General features: G+C 33.1%; 20 protein-coding genes and 4 tRNA genes. 10 read left to right on the top strand and 14 right to left on the bottom strand.

Going from position 1 to position 17827, the window contains the following annotated elements:
* Positions 1-14: 14 nt before the first annotated feature.
* From ABJF52_RS07805 to ABJF52_RS07870, 14 genes are all read right to left on the bottom strand, one after another.
* A tRNA-Thr gene (locus ABJF52_RS07805) sits at positions 15-86 on the bottom strand.
* A gap of 191 nt (positions 87-277) precedes the next feature.
* Positions 278-350 (bottom strand) — tRNA-Gly (locus ABJF52_RS07810).
* A gap of 97 nt (positions 351-447) precedes the next feature.
* A tRNA-Tyr gene (locus tag ABJF52_RS07815) sits at positions 448-529 on the bottom strand.
* Between the two features lie 25 nt (positions 530-554).
* Positions 555-628, bottom strand: a tRNA-Thr gene (locus ABJF52_RS07820).
* 101 nt (positions 629-729) lie between these two features.
* Complete coding sequence (gene raiA / locus ABJF52_RS07825) at positions 730-1032, bottom strand: ribosome-associated translation inhibitor RaiA (protein WP_348148749.1); 303 nt, start codon at positions 1030-1032, stop codon at positions 730-732.
* Between the two features lie 125 nt (positions 1033-1157).
* Positions 1158-2048 (bottom strand): tyrosine-type recombinase/integrase, encoded by an 891-nt coding sequence (locus ABJF52_RS07830; protein ID WP_348148752.1) that lies wholly within the window; start codon positions 2046-2048, stop codon positions 1158-1160.
* 148 nt (positions 2049-2196) lie between these two features.
* Entirely contained in the window at positions 2197-2391 is a 195-nt protein-coding gene (gene rpsU, locus ABJF52_RS07835; protein ID WP_153755503.1) for a 30S ribosomal protein S21, read from the bottom strand.
* Between the two features lie 151 nt (positions 2392-2542).
* Positions 2543-3712, bottom strand: coding sequence for an acyl-CoA dehydrogenase family protein (locus tag ABJF52_RS07840; RefSeq protein WP_348148755.1), 1170 nt, complete (start codon positions 3710-3712; stop codon positions 2543-2545).
* A gap of 2 nt (positions 3713-3714) precedes the next feature.
* Positions 3715-4611, bottom strand: coding sequence for a helix-hairpin-helix domain-containing protein (locus tag ABJF52_RS07845; RefSeq protein ID WP_348148758.1), 897 nt, complete (start codon positions 4609-4611; stop codon positions 3715-3717).
* A 15-nt stretch (positions 4612-4626) separates the two neighbouring features.
* The gene (locus ABJF52_RS07850; RefSeq protein ID WP_348148760.1) at positions 4627-6231 is read right to left on the bottom strand and encodes an alanine/glycine:cation symporter family protein; all 1605 of its coding nucleotides are present in this window, start codon (positions 6229-6231) and stop codon (positions 4627-4629) included.
* Between the two features lie 102 nt (positions 6232-6333).
* Positions 6334-7341, bottom strand: coding sequence for an NAD-binding protein (locus ABJF52_RS07855; protein ID WP_348148763.1), 1008 nt, complete (start codon positions 7339-7341; stop codon positions 6334-6336).
* Between the two features lies 1 nt (position 7342).
* The gene (locus ABJF52_RS07860) at positions 7343-7570 is read right to left on the bottom strand and encodes a PspC domain-containing protein (protein WP_348148766.1); all 228 of its coding nucleotides are present in this window, start codon (positions 7568-7570) and stop codon (positions 7343-7345) included.
* Between the two features lie 9 nt (positions 7571-7579).
* Positions 7580-8863, bottom strand: coding sequence for a DUF2851 family protein (locus ABJF52_RS07865; protein ID WP_348148769.1), 1284 nt, complete (start codon positions 8861-8863; stop codon positions 7580-7582).
* 92 nt (positions 8864-8955) lie between these two features.
* Positions 8956-9267, bottom strand: coding sequence for a rhodanese-like domain-containing protein (locus ABJF52_RS07870; RefSeq protein WP_348148772.1), 312 nt, complete (start codon positions 9265-9267; stop codon positions 8956-8958).
* A gap of 145 nt (positions 9268-9412) precedes the next feature.
* Between ABJF52_RS07870 and ABJF52_RS07875 the strand changes: the two genes are divergently transcribed.
* From ABJF52_RS07875 to ABJF52_RS07920, 10 genes are all read left to right on the top strand, one after another.
* Entirely contained in the window at positions 9413-9859 is a 447-nt protein-coding gene (locus ABJF52_RS07875) for a MarR family transcriptional regulator (RefSeq protein WP_348148775.1), read from the top strand.
* A gap of 111 nt (positions 9860-9970) precedes the next feature.
* On the top strand, positions 9971-10549 hold the full coding sequence (locus ABJF52_RS07880; RefSeq protein WP_348148778.1) for a YceI family protein: 579 nt from the start codon (positions 9971-9973) through the stop codon (positions 10547-10549).
* Between the two features lie 229 nt (positions 10550-10778).
* Complete coding sequence (locus ABJF52_RS07885; RefSeq protein WP_348148781.1) at positions 10779-12176, top strand: anthranilate synthase component I family protein; 1398 nt, start codon at positions 10779-10781, stop codon at positions 12174-12176.
* Positions 12177-12223: 47 nt separating this feature from the next.
* The gene (locus tag ABJF52_RS07890) at positions 12224-12841 is read left to right on the top strand and encodes an aminodeoxychorismate/anthranilate synthase component II (RefSeq protein ID WP_348148783.1); all 618 of its coding nucleotides are present in this window, start codon (positions 12224-12226) and stop codon (positions 12839-12841) included.
* Positions 12842-12896: 55 nt separating this feature from the next.
* Positions 12897-13892 carry an anthranilate phosphoribosyltransferase gene (gene trpD, locus ABJF52_RS07895; protein ID WP_348148786.1) on the top strand — a complete coding sequence of 332 codons (996 nt, stop codon included), beginning with the start codon at positions 12897-12899 and terminating at the stop codon, positions 13890-13892.
* A gap of 2 nt (positions 13893-13894) precedes the next feature.
* Positions 13895-14677: an indole-3-glycerol phosphate synthase TrpC gene (trpC, locus tag ABJF52_RS07900; protein WP_348148789.1), complete on the top strand. Its 783-nt coding sequence runs from the start codon at positions 13895-13897 to the stop codon at positions 14675-14677.
* A gap of 43 nt (positions 14678-14720) precedes the next feature.
* Positions 14721-15380, top strand: coding sequence for a phosphoribosylanthranilate isomerase (locus tag ABJF52_RS07905; protein ID WP_348148792.1), 660 nt, complete (start codon positions 14721-14723; stop codon positions 15378-15380).
* Entirely contained in the window at positions 15381-16565 is a 1185-nt protein-coding gene (gene trpB, locus ABJF52_RS07910) for a tryptophan synthase subunit beta (protein ID WP_348148795.1), read from the top strand. It begins immediately after the preceding gene.
* Between the two features lies 1 nt (position 16566).
* The gene (gene trpA / locus ABJF52_RS07915) at positions 16567-17331 is read left to right on the top strand and encodes a tryptophan synthase subunit alpha (RefSeq protein ID WP_348148798.1); all 765 of its coding nucleotides are present in this window, start codon (positions 16567-16569) and stop codon (positions 17329-17331) included.
* Between the two features lies 1 nt (position 17332).
* Positions 17333-17497: a hypothetical protein gene (locus ABJF52_RS07920; protein ID WP_348148801.1), complete on the top strand. Its 165-nt coding sequence runs from the start codon at positions 17333-17335 to the stop codon at positions 17495-17497.
* Positions 17498-17827: the final 330 nt, after the last annotated feature.

The following is a 17827-nucleotide window of genomic DNA, read 5'->3' on the forward strand; positions in this document are numbered from 1 at the left end:
ATAATTTTTTTTTGAGCCAACGACGAGATTTGAACTCGTGACCTCTTCCTTACCAAGGAAACGCTCTACCCCTGAGCTACGCCGGCGTAAAGTGTTTAACACCTACTCCTTATTTATAAAGAATAAGATTCCTGCCTTCGCAGGAATTACAAAATGCTATTTTAAACAATGTGAAATGCTCTATAAAACATAACCCAATACAAATTTCATTTGTACCACTTACTTAAATCGCTCAAATAACATTTAAGGAAAATACATTCCCAAAAAAAATGTTTTGAGCGGGAGACCGGGTTCGAACCGGCGACATTCAGCTTGGAAGGCTGACGCTCTACCAACTGAGCTACTCCCGCAATAATTTTTTATTTCAATTACAACAAAACACAAAATTTTAATTTTACACACTTAAAATCAAAATTTCACATTTTACAAATGTAATCTTAAAATAAGTGGGGAGAGCAGGATTCGAACCTGCGAAGACGTAGTCAGCAGATTTACAGTCTGCCCTCGTTGGCCGCTTGAGTATCTCCCCAAACCCACTATTTTAAAGACCTTAGAGCCGATGGAGGGACTCGAACCCACGACCTGCTGATTACAAATCAGCTGCTCTAGCCAGCTGAGCTACATCGGCAATTTATGTACATTTTAGCACAAAAAAAGCCCGCTATTTCTAACGGACTGCAAATGTATATGTTTTTTTGTTTAATCAAAAACAAATATGAAAAATTTTAATCAAGCATATGCTCTCATTTTTTCTTTCTTTTTTACAAGTAATCGTTCTAATGAACTACAAGCCGAATCAATAGCCTCCTCAAAAGTCTTGCATTGTTTTTTCACAACCAGCTTATCTTTTGGTATATGTATACTGATTTCCACAATCTTATTAAGTTTTGAGCTTGTATTCTCTACCTTCAAATAAGTATCTGAACTTACTATTTTATCATAAAAAACTTCCAACTTATTCAATCGATTTTGAACAAAATCAATTAATTCTCGATCCGCGTTAAAATTTACTGATTGCGTATTTACTTTCATTTATTTTAATTTTAATGTTAATAAAAGTGGTAGAACCTGCATTTCTATTTAGGCAGCAAGGTTTATCAAGAACAAAAATTGCCTATAATTATTTCATTGGATTCGTTTAAATATTGTTAAATGGATTAATTTTTACTTCTAGGATGACTCATAGCATGCACTTTTTTTAGTTCAGCAATACTATTATGGGTGTAAATTTGGGTTGAAGCCAAACTAGAATGACCCAATAATTCTTTTACTGAATTTAAATCTGCTCCTTTGTTAAGTAAGTGTGTTGCAAAAGTATGTCGTAATATGTGCGGACTTCTTTTAACCTTACTAGAAACCTTACTAAGGTAGTGATTTATAACCCTATAGACAAGAGTTCCGTAAACTTTATTACCCGATTTTGACAGAAAAGTAAACGTAGGGTCATTTATTTTCTCGAGCAATTCTCTTTCTTGTAAATACAAACCAAACAAAGCTTTAGTATTCGGCAACAGAGGCACAAAGCGTTCTTTATTTCTTTTACCCAATACTTTAACTACATTATTATTTAAATCTACATTACTAATCTTGAGATTAATCAATTCTGCCCTCCTCATACCAGTTGCATATAGCAACTCAATAATCAATTTATCTCTTACACCTTCAAAATTATCCTCAAAAACTATTTGAGATAACACTTTAGTCATTTCATCTTCGGAAAAAGGAATCTCTATCTTTTTTGGTGTTTTTAAAGCTTTATGTTTAGACAAAGGGTTAGCCTCCAGCAAACCTATACGTTGAAGAAATTTATAATATGCTTTTAAGGAAGCTGTCTTTCTATTTATACTTCTATTTGAGACATGATTATCTACAAGAACAACCACCCAAGCCCTAATCAGACTATAATCGGCACTATCTATACTTTGAGCATTATATTCAGTCTTACAGAATTTCGCAAATGCTTGAATATCTTTTTGGTACGCATTAACCGTATGAATCGAATAATTCTTTTCATGCAAAAGGTAATCTGTAAATGCTTGAATAGACATAACACAAAGTTACTAAAGTTTCCACTGCTATATAAAAACTTGATTTTAAAACAGGTATTGAAGCAAGAAGAATACCACTGTATTAAAACAAAAAATCTCATCAATCGTGCGACTGATGAGATTTAATATTATTCAAATACAACGACCTCTAGATATCTTCTTGATCTCGTAATCCCTGTATGTACTGTGCTTTCTGAATCTGTGCTCTTCGAACTACAGATGGTTTAGAAAATTGTTGACGTTTACGTAATTGACGCATCGTACCAGTTTTATCGAATTTACGCTTGAAACGCTTCAAAGCTCTATCGATATTCTCTCCTTCTTTAATCGGTATTATTAACATAGGCTACAACCTCCTTTCATTAAAATTAACTCCGTTTTGAAAACGGGAGTGCAAATATATATTTATTTAATGGAATAGCTAAATATTACTGCAAAATATTTATTATTAAATCTTGAATTAAATTTTCAGTCAAGAATAAATCTGCACCTATTTACTTTGTTGGTGGGCGATAATCTTTTTTATCAATTACAATTTTCGCTATAATCTCTTTTAAAATTTCAGAGGTTCCACCCCCTATAGGTCCTAACCTACTATCACGAAACAAACGAGCCATAGGATAATCTTCCATGTAACCATAACCACCTAAAAATTGTAAACAATCATAAGCGACATCATCAGCCATACGGGTAGATTTCAATTTTGATATTGTAGCTTCACGCACCACGTATTCTCCATTATTCATTCTGTAAACAACAGAGTAATTATATTGTTTACACATATCCATATCTGCATACAAATCAACAAAACGATGGCGTAGTGCTTGATATTGGTTTATTGGCTTACCAAAAGTTTCACGTTCAGACATGTATTGCAATGCATAATCCAATGCATATTCTGCTCGCGCATGAGCATTAATACCCATTATCAATCTTTCTAAAGAAAATGCCTGCATTATAAACCCAAAGCCACTACCTTCTTCACCCATTAAATTGGATTTTGAGACTACAACATTATCAAATGCTAATTCTGCAGTATCTGAAGCCCGCCACCCCAATTTATTTAATTTATTAGCAGTTATCCCGTCACTTTTTAAATCGACTATAAAAACACTAATTCCTTTATTACCTAAAGAAGCATCCGTCTTTGCAGCCAAAACAATATAATCTCCGTATACACCATTAGTTATAAAAGTTTTGGAGCCATTAATTATATAGTTATCCCCATCTTTAATTGCGGTTGTTCTCATACCAGCAACATCACTTCCACCAAAAGGTTCAGTAACACCTAAACACCCAATTTTTTCACCATGAACACTAGGAATGAGGTAGATTTTTTTCTGCTCTTCACTAGCATTTTTATTTAAGTGCGTCATCGCTAGGTAGACATGTGCCCATACAGCAGCTGCAAAACCCCCAGAATTGATTTTTTGCAACTCTTCAAGCAATACGACAGTATAAAATAAATCGAGCCCTAAACCACCAAATGCCTCTGGAGTCGATAATCCGAAATAACCCATTTCGCCAAATTTGCGCCAAATAGATTTATCGATAACACCTTTTTCTTCCCATTCTTCTATATAGGGAACAACTTCTTTTTGTAAAAAATCTTTTAGACTTTCCCTAAATAGTTCATGTTCTTCGGTGAAGTACATACTTTGCATATCTAATTTTTGAGGAACAAATATAGTTGAATAATCTCAAGTTTATCTTTAGGAAATCCTTCTACTAAAGCTAATTCATCAAACGCCATAAATTGACCATTAGTATCTCTATAATTCACAATTTCTTGAGCTATATCATAATTAAAATACACCAATTTTGTTAAATCATCTACAGCAGCAGTATTTACATTAATCCTATTCACTGTTGGCAAAGTCTTAATTTTAAACTTTTTAAGAAGCCTATCTATAACTTCTGCTTCTAGACCATAAACATGATACAATTGACCTTCAACTAAAAATCCTCCTAATCGGTCACGAAATTTTATAATCCGAGCAGACAACTTCTCACCTATCCCATAAACTGCTTTCAAATCCATGGCAGTTGCTAAGTTTAAATCTAACAAAACCTCATTTTCCTTTGTAGCTATATTATTTTTAAGCCTTTCGCCGCCTAGCTTCTGTTGATCCTTCACTTTTTGTTTAGATGAATTTTTTACCCAAACAGGAAATTTAAAAAAAGGAGCAATCTTATTTACTAGGCTATCAGAGACTTTAGTAATCTCCTGAAATTCTTCTTTTGAGTTTAGATATTTATTTCCCTTACGAAAGTCGTGCAATCTATTTATTTCTTCTACAGACATTCCTAATGTATAACCCTTATAATCAGTTATAAAATTTGGATTAAAAGGATAAATCTTCACCGTATCTTTCTGATTAGCTTTTTCTTTAAGCAGATCTATTTGGTATTGTGTATCAGTGTCGACTTGCAGTTTATCAATTGAGTAATTGTTCGAAAAACTCACCCAAACAAAATATCCAATTTGCACTATAACTATTAATAAGAGTAAAAAGAAAATCCCACTCCGTTCTTGTTTACTGAACGTAAAGTGGGATTTCATATTTTTCACTTTTTTCTATTTTACACTTTTAATCGCTTCAAGATATTTAATCAATTGTTGTTTAACTACAGGGAATAAGAAATAAAGTCCAATCATATTCGGAAATACCATTGCAAAAATCATAGCATCTGAGAAATCCCAAATAGACTTCATACTCGCAGCAGCCCCAATTATAATAAACATTAAAAACAACAACTTATAAACCATATCTGCTGTCTTACCTCTTCCAAATAAAAATTTCCAAGACTGAAGCCCATAATAAGACCAAGATATCATGGTAGACACAGCAAATAACACTACAGCTATGGTTAAAAACACATTAGAATAAGGAATATATTTAGCAAAAGCCATTGAAGTAATACCAGCACCTTCATAAGATACCCCATCAATTAATACAGCTCCACTTCCATCACCACCATATTCAAAATAGCCACCAAAATTAAATATTATAATTACCAATGCTGTCATGGTACAAATAACCACTGTATCAATAAATGGTTCTAAAAGCGCTACTAAACCTTCAGATGCCGAATATTTTGTTTTTACTGCCGAATGCGCAATAGATGCAGACCCAGCACCAGCTTCATTAGAAAATGCAGCTCTTTTGAATCCTACTAACAGCACGCCTATGACACTGCCGACACCTACAGCGGTTGGATTAAAGGCTTCAGAAATTATTAAACCTATAGCATCATCAACCAGCGAGAAATTACTAAAAATGATATACAAACAAGCCAATAAGTACATGACCGCCATAAACGGCACTATTTTTTCTGTTACTGATGCTATTCGTTTAATTCCTCCAATAATTATTATACCTACTAAAATAGCTAGTACGAGACCAATTAGTGCCCCTGCACTAGTACTTTCGAAGCCCATTAGCTCCTTAAGAACAATGGTAGCTTGGTTTGACTGTGCTGCATTTCCTCCACCAAAAGATCCTCCTATACAAAAAATAGCAAAAAATACTGCAGCTACTTTCCCTATAGTTTTGAAGCCCCTGTCTTTTAAACCTTTACTTAAATAATACATTGGACCTCCATATACGGTACCATCTTCACCAACATCTCTATATTCCACACCTAATGTACATTCAACAAACTTTGTAGACATACCAAGTAAACCACAAATAATCATCCAAAAAGTAGCCCCAGGACCACCTAATGCAATTGCCAAGGCAACACCTGCAATATTACCATTACCCACCGTACCGGAAACAGCTGTTGCAAGTGCCTGAAAATGACTCACTTCTCCTTCTTCGCTTTCATCTCGAATTGTATCGGGTATATCACCATCAATCGCTAAATCAGACTTTTCAACTCCATGACCTTCAGGTTGTTCAATTTCATCATATTTGCCTCGTACCGTATTTATAGCTTTACCAAAATATCTAATATTTGGAAAGCCAAAATAAAGCGTAAAAAACAACGCGCTAACTACTAATAAAATTAAAACAAAGGGTATGCCTGCTATTTCGAAGAATATTACGGCTGAGAAAAAATCTGAAACTGGTTTAAAGGCTTGGTCGATTTGCTGATCGAGACCTAATTCTTTGGCTTCTTGTGCATTGGTCAATATGGGAAACAAAATGGCGATTAAATAAAGAAGCCTGTATTTCATAAGTTATATTTTGGTTATCTTAAAGTAAGGTTAGGCCAACAATATCTTAAAAAAACACAACACTATCAAGTAATAGACCAAGTATTAACTTTTTAAAACCAATTATTCTATATTAAACATTTGGTTCAGCTTTTTAATCTGGTTAGGATTACCTAGCACAATAACTTTACTTTTAGATTCTAAGTTTAATTCTGGTGCAGGGTTTATAATATATTCTCCATTTGGCGAAACATATCCTATTATAGTGCAACCTGTTTTTCTCCTTAGGTCTAAATCAAAAATGGAGTTACATTCCATTTCATCACCAAATTCTTCTATCGCGACTTCTTCCAAGTTAGGAGTGCCATCCGCTACATTTGAAATACGATCCATAAAATCTATTAAATCAGGATTTACCACCAAGGCTGCCATATGATCACCACCCACTTTATCAGGCATTATCACTTTATCAGCTCCAGCTAATCGCAATTTATTTTGCGAATTAATTTGTGAAGCTCTACTTATAATAAAAAGCTTTTGGTTTAATTGTTTGGCAGATAATACAACAAATAAATTATCAGCATCTTCTGGTAAAGCAGCTATTAAATACCTAGCCTTTTCTATGCCCGCTTGCAAAAGAGTTTCATCTTCGCTAGCATCTCCTTCAATAAAAAGATAATCTTCTTCGAATTTTTCAATAATTTCTTTATCACGCTCAATAACCACAAATGGCTTTTTATAGTTAGAGAGCCCTAATGCCGCTTGTGAACCATTTCTACCAAAACCGCAAAGAATTATATGACCAGTAAGTGCTTCAATTTTATTTTTCACTCTTTTCTTTTTAAGTATTTGTAACGTATTTCTGCTTAAAATGTACTCTGTGATTACCGAAATAGCAAATCCAATAATAAAGATACTTGTAATGATTAATAGTATAGTAAAGATTTTAGCCGAGTCTCCCAAAGGGTTCACCTCGTTATAACCAACAGTAGTAATTGTTATGATGGTCATATAAAAGGCATCCAACCAATCGAAATCATAAAAGAAATGAAAGCCAAAGACGCCAATAAGTACTACGTTAACTAGTAAAAAAATCGCCAGATATATTTTAGAACGAAATAGCTTTAGCATATTAAAGGTCGAATACAGAGGTTCTTTTAGTATAAATCAAATCCTTAATTTTAAGTAAGAACGTAAGAAATAAATAGAGTGCAAATCCAAAGCCTAATGTTGCAAAGGTTAAGTAGATAAATGATGTTCTGACTACCCTAGCACGAATTCCAATACGCTCTGCAATTCTTCTACAGACTTCGAAGCCTCTTTTTTGAAAGTAATAAAGAATATTGTAGAAAAAATTCATTTTATAAAACTAACTATTTCCTTTCAATAATTCTACACCTACTGCGCATTGCAAACATCTATTTTTTGTACAATAATGGTTATACAATTGTAGAAGGGCCTGACTATCCATTGCGTTTTTCACATCTAACCTCAAATGAGTATAACCAAAAACTATAGAATTCTCCTCATTTTTAATTTGAGACATTATTCGAATAATCAAATCATTAATATCTTTCCCTTTATATTTTGCATAACAAAATCGCAACGGCAAAATTGTATTTATCACCAATAAATCGATGAACTTTTTGGTTAATTTTTTAGTACTTTTTTTTGAAATTTTACCAAACGTAAAATGATTACTCCAATAATCACTTGCCTTAACATTAAACAAATTATAATATTCACTCAAATCATTTCTATGGAGTACAGAGCTAAAAAGATTATTTTCTTTGACATATAAATTAGCCAATTGCGATAAACGAATAGTTGGGAAGTTAGATGGTCTAAGTTTAAAAAACTGTGGCTTCAAAACACCGGTATTCTCTAAATTAAATTTACTTTTCTGATACTGGTACTCCATTTTTAAGTGCTTATAATAATCATCTACAATTTGATTATTTTCCAATAAATGAGACATTCCATATAAAACACTTTCAAAAGCATTTATATCAATGGTTAACTTTTTAATGATAGCGAAATCAATTGCAGTAGACAAAGACAAAAAAGCATCACTATTAATTTTTAGTCCGAAATTTTTAAGTAATAGTTTAAAGAGCACCTGCTCCCAATCGTTATTACATTTTTTTAGTAAGTCAAATATAAACTTTGATTTAATTTCTAATCTTTCGAAAAACATTCTTTCTTTCCAATTTTTAAATTGAAAATCATCAATATGGGCTATGTCGTTTTCACAATTTATAAAAGTCTTATTCTGTTGACTAAATAAATTTTGATAGTTTGATAGTAATGATGCTGGTATATATTGGTTTAATTCTAAAGTAGGAATCTTAGAACCATCGCTTCTAAAAACCACTGCATCATCTTCCCAAACCACGTGTAGTATTACATTGTTATAGTTTGAATCCTGTTCATGGTTATGCGCAAACCAGTCTGAAGACTTTACATGAATTTCAACATTACCTGCCCAAAGTTGATTGTCGATTTTAACTTTAGCATTAAAAAAATCTGGACCAGTGAGAAGATTATGCAGACCAACATCAACTACTTTAAGCTGTTCATTTTCTGAAGTAGTCAATTCTTCTAATTGAAGTTTTTTATACTTCCAAATAAAATGTAAGAGATCTTCGCGCAAATTTAAATAGTTAGGTAAAGATTATTTATGCCTTTGTTTATCTATGATTTAGACAACTTTAAAAACAAATACCTACTATTTTTACAATGATGTTATTCAGCTACTTCACCTTCCCAATTCATAAAGCCACCCTCTAAATTATAGGCATTTTCAAAACCAAGACTATCTAATATAGCACAAGCTTGGCCACTTCTATTTCCACTTCTACAATATACGTAGTAGTTCTTGCTTTTATCAAGTTTGTTCACCTCATCTATAAAACCCTGTCCGTTGTATATATCTATATGAATAGCATTAGGAATATAGCCATCATCTACTTCTTCTTGAGTTCGAACATCTAAAACGATAGCATTATCATCTGCCTCCAATTGTTCCTCCCACTCTATTTGTGATAAATCTGACATAATTTTACAATTAAGATTTGAATTTCAAAAATACGTTAATTGTTGCAAAAATTATGTAAAAATATAATTAACAATTAATTGGCTATTGAATAATACCACAGAACAAAATTTATTATACATTTGTATATACAATTATTGTAGAGACATGAATGTTGAAGAAGTTTTACAAACAGAAAATAAAATACCAATAGAAAGCAGAACTATTATTCACTTTTTATTGATAAATAGTAAAATAAATGAATCAATTTCAAATGTCTTAAAACCTTTTGATGTATCCTCACAACAATTTAATGTTTTACGTATTCTAAGAGGGCAAAATGGAAACCCTGCAAATCTATCCACGTTAAATGATCGAATGATAACCAAAATGAGCAATACAACCAGGCTTGTAGACAAGCTTATAACAAAAGGTTATGTAGACCGAATTACATGCCCGTCGAACCGTAGAAAAGTAGAAATAACTATTACAGACAACGGTAAAAAAGCGCTAAAAAAAATGGATATTGCTATAAACAATGCTGAAAAGGAATTATTGAAAAATTTATCGAAGGTAGAATTAAAAGAATTAAATCATTTGTTCAACAAATTATAAGGACGAAAAATTGGCATATTAATTGAAATAATTATCGAGAAACATAAAAATAACAACACGTAATATTAACTAATTCCGGATTATTCTGGAAAAACACAAATTTGAATTATCATGAAAAAAACAGTATTAAGTTTAGCATTGGCATTAGTTTTTGGAGCAACAGCAACTGCAACAGAGCCAATAGATGGAGAAAAGAAAGAAATTAAAACAGAAGCTAGCACCATAACTTGGAAAGCCTATAAAGTTGGTGGAGGACACGAGGGTACAGTAGATTTAAAATCTGGTCATTTAGAATTTAATGGTAAAAAGTTAACCGGTGGCGAATTCGTAGTAGACATGCCTACCATTGTAACTACAGATGTTGAAGGTGACATGAAGGGTAAATTAGAAGGACATTTAAAATCCGATGATTTCTTTGCTGTTGAAAATAACAAAACCTCAACGCTAAAAATTACAAGCGTTAAGCCCTTTAATGATCAATCTTACACTGTAACAGGAGATTTAACAATAAAAGGCATTACAAAGCCAATAACTTTCGTAATTTCACTATTCGAAAGTAAGGCAACAGCTACTTTAAAAGTAGATCGTGCGAAATATGACATTAAATACAAATCAGGTAGTTTCTTTGAAAACCTAGGTGACAAAATTATTTACGACGAATTCGACCTTGTTGTTGATTTAGCGTATTAAGTAAACTTGACCTCACAAGTTTAACCCTGTTTCTTAAATGAAACGGGGTTTTTTATTTGAATTAATTTGCAAGTTTAAAAATGATTTCTATATTTGAACCAATGAATATTTACATGACGAAAATATGGTGGTGGAACAACTCTCGAAAACAATCGTGAGCTGAGCATTGCTATAGTCAAACTATATAAGGCCTGTCTTCACGACAGGCCTTTTTTAATTAATATGATTTATGAAGTTTGAATTAAAAACAACGTATAAAAAAATACTAGCAGATACAATTACGCCGGTAAGCATGTATCTTAAAATACGCGATCGTTTTCCTAATAGTATACTTCTAGAAAGTAGTGATTACCATGCTAATGACAACAGTTTTTCCTATATATGTTGCAACCCAATCGCTTCAATAAAAGTTGAAAATGAAGTTATTGAGGAACATTTTCCTGATGGTAGTTCACGTGAAACCAATATTAACGAACAAACCAATGTGGTTGATATAATCGATGGTTTTAGTAAAAATTTCATTTCAGAAATCAATGACTTTAAATTCATCAACAATGGTCTTTTTGGCTATATGGCCTACAATGCAGTTCGTTATTATGAAGATGTAACTATTTCTAAAAAGGAAAATTCACTTGAAATACCGGACATATACTATGCCGTATACCAGAATATCATAGCGATTAATCATTTTAAAAATGAGGCCTATATTTTTGCGCATTGTTTTAATAGGGAATCAAATATTGCTGAAATAGAACAGATTTTAAATGTTCGCAGTTTTGCTTCCTACAATTTTTCTATGGAAGGTGAAGTAGTTTCTAATCTCGAAGACGAAGAATATCGAGAACATGTACGTTTAGCAAAAAAGCATTGTTACCGTGGCGATGTTTTTCAACTCGTACTTTCACGTAGGTTCTCACAAGGTTTTAAAGGAGACGAATTTAATGTATATAGAGCGTTACGGTCTGTGAATCCTTCTCCATATTTATTTTATTTTGATTTTGGAGATTTTAAAATTTTTGGAAGTTCACCAGAAGCACAATTAATTGTAAAGGATGGGTCTGCAGAAATACACCCTATAGCAGGCACATTTAAAAGAACAGGTAATGATGAAAAAGATGCCATACTAGCGAAAGAGTTAACTGAAGATGACAAAGAAAATAGTGAACATGTTATGTTAGTTGACCTCGCCAGAAATGACCTTAGCCGAAATGGCAACATGGTAAAAGTTGCAAATTACAGAGAAGTTCAATTTTTCTCACATGTTATACATTTGGTTTCAAAAGTTATCGGTCAGAAGAAAAAAGATATTCCAACTATGAAAGTAGTAGCGGACACTTTTCCTGCTGGCACACTTAGTGGAGCACCTAAGCATATGGCAATGCAATTGATTGAGAAATACGAAAAAACTAGTCGTGGTTATTATGGTGGAGCCATTGGTTTTATGGATTTTTCTGGAAACTTTAATCATGCAATTATGATTCGAACTTTTTTAAGCAAAAATCATCAATTACATTATCAGGCTGGTGCTGGTTTAGTTGCTGCTTCAGACCCAGAAACAGAATTATTAGAAACATATCACAAATTAGGTGCGCTTACTAAAGCCATGAAAATAGCGGAAGATATTTAAATATCCTTCATCAACCCTCCAATATGGAGTGGATTAAAAAAACAAAAATGAACAGTAAAAATACAGCGACATCAACTCATTCTTCCCCTTCAAGTACTACGGGTGAGAATGTCTTAGTAATAGATAATTACGACAGCTTTACGTATAACTTAGTGCATTATTTAGAGGATTTAGGATGCAATGTAACAGTAAAAAGAAATGACCAACTTACGCTACAAGAAGTAGATACTTTTAACAAAATAGTATTATCTCCAGGCCCAGGTATACCCGAGGAAGCTGGCTTACTAAAAGCAATAATTGAGAAATATGCGGCAACAAAAAGTATTTTTGGCGTGTGTTTAGGACAACAGGCGATAGCTGAAGTTTTTGGCGGATCACTAGTAAACTTAGACAAGGTTTATCATGGTACTTCAACCAAAATAAATATTATTGAAGACGATATTCTCTTCAAAAACATACCTAAAGAAATTGAAGTTGGCAGGTATCATTCTTGGGTCGTAAATAAAAATTTACCAAAGGATTTAATAGCAACATCTTTAGATGAGAATGGACAAGTTATGTCGCTTCGTCATAAAGATTACGATGTTAGCGCTGTACAATTTCATCCTGAATCAGTTTTAACTCCAGAAGGCAAAAAGATTTTAGAAAATTGGTTAAAAAGCTAAAAAATAATAGCATACTAATCACTACTAACTAAAGACTAAATATTACAAACAAAACATGAAAGCAACACTTAACAAGCTCATTAATCATGATATTCTTGAAAAAGAAGATGCAAAGCAGATTTTAGTGAATATCGCTAAAGGTGATTACAATACGAGTCAGATTGCTGCCTTTTTAACAGTTTATATGATGCGTAGTATCACTATCGAAGAGCTGGAAGGTTTTAGGGATGCACTATTAGAACTTTGTTTAGCTGTAGACCTATCTGAATATAATCCTATAGACTTATGTGGCACTGGAGGTGATGGAAAAGACACTTTTAATATTTCAACTTTAGCTTCTTTTGTAACCGCTGGAGCTGATGTTAAAGTTACAAAACATGGCAATTATGGAGTGTCTTCTAAATGCGGAAGTAGTAACGTTATGGAATTTTTAGGAATTAAATTCAGTAACGAAGCGGACTTCTTAAAAAAGTCTATTGATGAGGCAGGTATATGCGTTTTACATGCTCCCCTATTCCACCCAGCAATGAAAAATGTTGCGCCAATAAGAAGAGAATTAGGCGTAAAAACTTTCTTTAATATGCTAGGGCCAATGGTAAATCCGGCATTTCCAAAAAACCAAATGGTAGGCGTATTTAATTTAGAATTAGCCAGAATGTATGGTTATCTTTATCAGAATACAGATAAAAATTTTACAGTTTTACATGCATTAGACGGTTATGATGAAATATCACTTACTGGAAATACTAAAACCATTTCAAACAATACTGAGGGCATGCTTAAACCTGAAGATTTTGGTGTAAATAAAATTATGCAATCAGAAATTGTAGGAGGTGAAGGAATCGCAGAATCTGCGCAGATTTTCATGAATGTATTACAAGGAAAAGGAAGTGAAGCTCAAAACAATGTAGTTTGTGCTAACGCTGGAATCGCAATCGCTACCGTTAAAAATTTAAATCCAAAAGAAGGTTTTGATCAAGCTAAAGAATCGCTTTTAAACGGAAGTGGGTTAAAAGCTTTACGGAAATTACAGGAATTAAGTGCTATTTAAAAATGAACATACTTGATAAAATAGTAAGAGATAAAAGAAAAGAAGTTAGCCTAAAAAAATCGCTAATATCAATTTCTCAATACGAACAATCTGAACTGTTTAATCGTGGTGCTAATTCATTAGCAGAATCACTACGAAACAGCAATTCGGGCATAATTGCAGAACATAAACGACGCTCCCCTTCAAAGTCTACTATCAACCAAAATACAAATGTAGGTCAAGTTGCAAAAGGTTATGAAAATGCCCGTGTTTGTGGTATGAGTGTGCTAACTGATATTAAATATTTTGGAGGCTCTTTAGAAGATTTAATTTTAGCGAGGGCCTGTGTAAAAATGCCTTTGTTACGTAAAGAATTCATTATTGATGAATATCAAATTGTTGAAGCAAAGGCGCATGGAGCAGATGTTATTTTATTAATTGCAGCAATTTTATCGAACGCAGAAATTAAAAACTTTTCAAAATTAGCGAAATCTTTGAATTTGGATGTATTATTAGAGGTACATAACGAAGAAGAATTGAACAAATCTATTATGCCCAGCTTAGATATGTTAGGCGTCAATAATAGAAATTTGAAAACCTTCGGTGTTGATTTAAAAACTAGCAAAGACCTATCGCAATTAATACCGGACGAATTTGTAAAAGTTTCCGAAAGTGGCATAAGTTCTATAGAGGCAATACAGGATTTAAAGCAATATGGCTATCAAGGATTTTTAATTGGTGAAAATTTCATGAAAACAACTAACCCCGGAAAAAGTGCGGCAGAATTTATACAAAAACTAAATTAATTTTTTGGACTATAAGTATTCAAATATTGAAAATAAAACCAACATGAAACCGAAAACTTTTAAGCTCAAAGTTTGTGGCATGAATAACAACACGCTTGATGTTGGTGTATTAAAACCTGATTTTTTGGGTTTTATTTTCTGGGAACCTTCGAAAAGACATTTCGAAGGCAACATGCCAAATTTACCACATAGTGTAAAAAAGGTAGGAGTATTTGTAGACGCCAGTATAGCTGAAATCAAAACATTAGTTAAACAATTTGGATTACTTTATGCACAATTACACGGAAAAGAAAGTCCTGCTTTTTGCGATGAACTAAAAAAGCATATTCCGCAATTAAAAATCATAAAAGTTTTTTCAATCAAAGACGATTTCGATTTTGTTCAACTACGACAATTCGAAGATGTTTGCGACTATTACTTATTCGATACAAAAGGAAAATTACCTGGTGGCAATGGGTATTCCTTTAATTGGAGTTTATTAAAAAAATATCCTTCAACTAAGCCCTACTTTTTAAGTGGAGGAATAGGGTTAGAAGAAATGGATTCTATATTAGAATTTGCAAAAAGACCCGAATCAAAATATTGTTTTGCCATTGATGTAAACAGCAGATTTGAGATTGAACCAGGGTTAAAAAATATTAAAAAATTGAGCGAGTTTAAAAAATTGCTAACTGACAACAGTCAACTAAAAACTGACATTTAAATGAGTTACCAAGCGAACGAAAAAGGATATTACGGTGAATTCGGAGGGGCTTTCATTCCAGAAATGCTTTATCCAAATTGTGAAGAATTGCGATTAAATTATGTTCGCATAATGGAAGAAGAATCTTTTAAGACAGAATTTGAACAATTGCTAAAAGATTATGTAGGTCGCCCCACTCCATTGTATTTTGCAGAGCGCCTCTCCAAAAAATATAACACCAAAATTTATCTAAAGCGCGAAGACTTATGCCATACTGGTGCCCACAAAGTGAATAACACTATTGGTCAAATTTTAATGGCTAAAAAATTAGGTAAAAACAGAATTATAGCAGAAACCGGCGCCGGCCAACATGGCGTAGCAACAGCAACTGTATGTGCCTTAATGGGTATAGAATGTGTTGTTTATATGGGTGAAATAGACATTGCACGACAAGCACCTAACGTAGCTCGAATGAAAATGCTAGGTGCTGAAGTTAGACCGGCACTTTCGGGGAGTCGCACATTAAAAGACGCAACAAATGAAGCTATTCGCGATTGGATTAATAACCCAGTAAATACGCATTACATTATTGGCTCAGTAGTTGGCCCACACCCCTACCCAGATATGGTTGCTCGTTTTCAATCCATTATTTCGGAAGAAATAAAATGGCAATTAAAAGAAAAAGAGGGTCGTGAGAATCCAGATTTTGTAGTAGCCTGTGTCGGTGGCGGAAGTAATGCTGCTGGTGCATATTATCATTATTTAGATGAAGAAGAAGTTGGCATTATAGCTGTTGAAGCTGCTGGCCACGGTATAGATTCAGGTGAAAGTGCAGCCACCTCAGCTTTAGGTAAAATAGGAATTATTCACGGTAGCAAAACACTGTTAATGCAAACTCCCGATGGTCAAATCACAGAACCATATTCGATATCAGCAGGTTTGGACTACCCCGGTGTTGGACCCATGCATGCGAACTTATTTGCGTCTGGAAGGGGTGAATTTATTTCAATAACAGATGATGACGCAATGAATGCAGGGCTAATGGTTTCGAAATTAGAAGGAATTATCCCAGCAATTGAATCTTCACATGCATTTGCAATTTTCGAGAAAAGAAAATTTAAAGCCGATGATATTGTTGTGGTTAATTTATCAGGCCGTGGAGATAAGGATTTAAACACCTTTATTGATTATTTTAAGTTAGCATAATATGAGCAATAGAATTACAGAAAAGCTTCAAGAAGACAAAAAACTTCTTTCAATATACTTTACTGCAGGGTATCCAAAATTAAACGACACTGTTACAATTATCCAAGAATTGGAAAAAAATGGAGTTGACATGATTGAAATTGGCTTGCCGTTTAGCGACCCACTTGCCGATGGACCTACCATTCAGGCCAGTTCAACTACTGCTTTGAAAAACGGAATGACAACGGAAGTACTATTTAACCAATTAGCAGGGATTAGAAAAAGTGTTGCCATCCCTTTAATAATAATGGGGTATTTTAATCCCATGATGCAATATGGTGTTGAGGCATTTTGCAAAAAATGTAAAGAAGTGGGTATCGATGGATTAATTATACCTGATTTACCTGTTGATGTTTACAATGAAGAATATCGTGAAACCTTTGAGAAATACAGCCTAAAAAATGTGTTCTTAATCACACCACAAACTTCAGAAGAGCGCATACATTTTATTGATTCAGTTTCCGATGGCTTTATTTACATGGTGAGCTCTGCAAGTGTAACGGGTTCTAAATTAGGATTCGATAATGAACAAACAGATTATTTTGAGCGCATTGCTGCAATGAATTTAAAAAATCCACAAGTTGTTGGTTTTGGGATTAAAGATTCAGAAACTTTTCAGCAGGCTACAAAAAGTACAAAAGGAGCAATAATTGGTTCGGCATTTATAAAACACCTTACCGAAAAAGGAATAAATTCAATTTCAGATTTTACCACTACAATCCGCTAAAATGTCAGATGTAGTAAACAATTGGAAAATATTAATCCTTTTATGCCTTTCACTAGGTTTGGCTCCCTTTTTTCCAGAACCTCATATCTGGGGTAAATTAAAATGGGTCTTAGGCGGCGCTGTTGGTATGAAATTACAAGATTGGTTTGATATTATTTTACATTGATTTCCGTTCATTTTATTATCTCGTTTGTTAATATTAGAATCTCTAAAAAAATTAAAATAATTTTTAATCAAAGAATAACAACGGGAAACTCAAATTAGGTTATAAAGGTTTTTGAATCTAACGAATTTTCTCATTTTTTTTACCTCCCAAATGATAATAAAGGAATTTCTTAATTAATATTTTAGACTGCATATGGTCGATCATATATAAAGTAAAATATTATTCTATTATAATTAGCTCATAGATTTACAATAAAAGGCCATTCTTCTTTTTCAGTCAATTAGCCCATACGTAGTTTACCGTTAATTATTACGTTTCAACATGTTACGC

The organism is Aurantibacter sp. (genome assembly GCF_039941195.1).
GTDB lineage: Bacteria > Bacteroidota > Bacteroidia > Flavobacteriales > Flavobacteriaceae > Aurantibacter_A.

What these genes read in the sequence shown, in the direction of transcription:
- ABJF52_RS07830 (WP_348148752.1), bottom strand. Translation starts at nt 2,048, where the DNA reads ATGTCTATTCAAGCATTTACAGATTACCTTTTGCATGAAAAGAATTAT.
- rpsU (WP_153755503.1), bottom strand. Translation starts at nt 2,391, where the DNA reads ATGTTAATAATACCGATTAAAGAAGGAGAGAATATCGATAGAGCTTTG.
- trpA (WP_348148798.1), top strand. Translation starts at nt 16,567, where the DNA reads ATGAGCAATAGAATTACAGAAAAGCTTCAAGAAGACAAAAAACTTCTT.
- raiA (WP_348148749.1), bottom strand. Translation starts at nt 1,032, where the DNA reads ATGAAAGTAAATACGCAATCAGTAAATTTTAACGCGGATCGAGAATTA.
- ABJF52_RS07855 (WP_348148763.1), bottom strand. Translation starts at nt 7,341, where the DNA reads ATGCTAAAGCTATTTCGTTCTAAAATATATCTGGCGATTTTTTTACTA.
- ABJF52_RS07875 (WP_348148775.1), top strand. Translation starts at nt 9,413, where the DNA reads ATGAATGTTGAAGAAGTTTTACAAACAGAAAATAAAATACCAATAGAA.
- ABJF52_RS07870 (WP_348148772.1), bottom strand. Translation starts at nt 9,267, where the DNA reads ATGTCAGATTTATCACAAATAGAGTGGGAGGAACAATTGGAGGCAGAT.
- ABJF52_RS07890 (WP_348148783.1), top strand. Translation starts at nt 12,224, where the DNA reads ATGAACAGTAAAAATACAGCGACATCAACTCATTCTTCCCCTTCAAGT.
- ABJF52_RS07880 (WP_348148778.1), top strand. Translation starts at nt 9,971, where the DNA reads ATGAAAAAAACAGTATTAAGTTTAGCATTGGCATTAGTTTTTGGAGCA.
- ABJF52_RS07860 (WP_348148766.1), bottom strand. Translation starts at nt 7,570, where the DNA reads ATGAATTTTTTCTACAATATTCTTTATTACTTTCAAAAAAGAGGCTTC.
- ABJF52_RS07850 (WP_348148760.1), bottom strand. Translation starts at nt 6,231, where the DNA reads ATGAAATACAGGCTTCTTTATTTAATCGCCATTTTGTTTCCCATATTG.
- trpC (WP_348148789.1), top strand. Translation starts at nt 13,895, where the DNA reads ATGAACATACTTGATAAAATAGTAAGAGATAAAAGAAAAGAAGTTAGC.
- ABJF52_RS07840 (WP_348148755.1), bottom strand. Translation starts at nt 3,712, where the DNA reads ATGCAAAGTATGTACTTCACCGAAGAACATGAACTATTTAGGGAAAGT.
- ABJF52_RS07905 (WP_348148792.1), top strand. Translation starts at nt 14,721, where the DNA reads ATGAAACCGAAAACTTTTAAGCTCAAAGTTTGTGGCATGAATAACAAC.
- trpD (WP_348148786.1), top strand. Translation starts at nt 12,897, where the DNA reads ATGAAAGCAACACTTAACAAGCTCATTAATCATGATATTCTTGAAAAA.
- ABJF52_RS07845 (WP_348148758.1), bottom strand. Translation starts at nt 4,611, where the DNA reads ATGAAATCCCACTTTACGTTCAGTAAACAAGAACGGAGTGGGATTTTC.
- ABJF52_RS07885 (WP_348148781.1), top strand. Translation starts at nt 10,779, where the DNA reads ATGAAGTTTGAATTAAAAACAACGTATAAAAAAATACTAGCAGATACA.
- ABJF52_RS07920 (WP_348148801.1), top strand. Translation starts at nt 17,333, where the DNA reads ATGTCAGATGTAGTAAACAATTGGAAAATATTAATCCTTTTATGCCTT.
- trpB (WP_348148795.1), top strand. Translation starts at nt 15,381, where the DNA reads ATGAGTTACCAAGCGAACGAAAAAGGATATTACGGTGAATTCGGAGGG.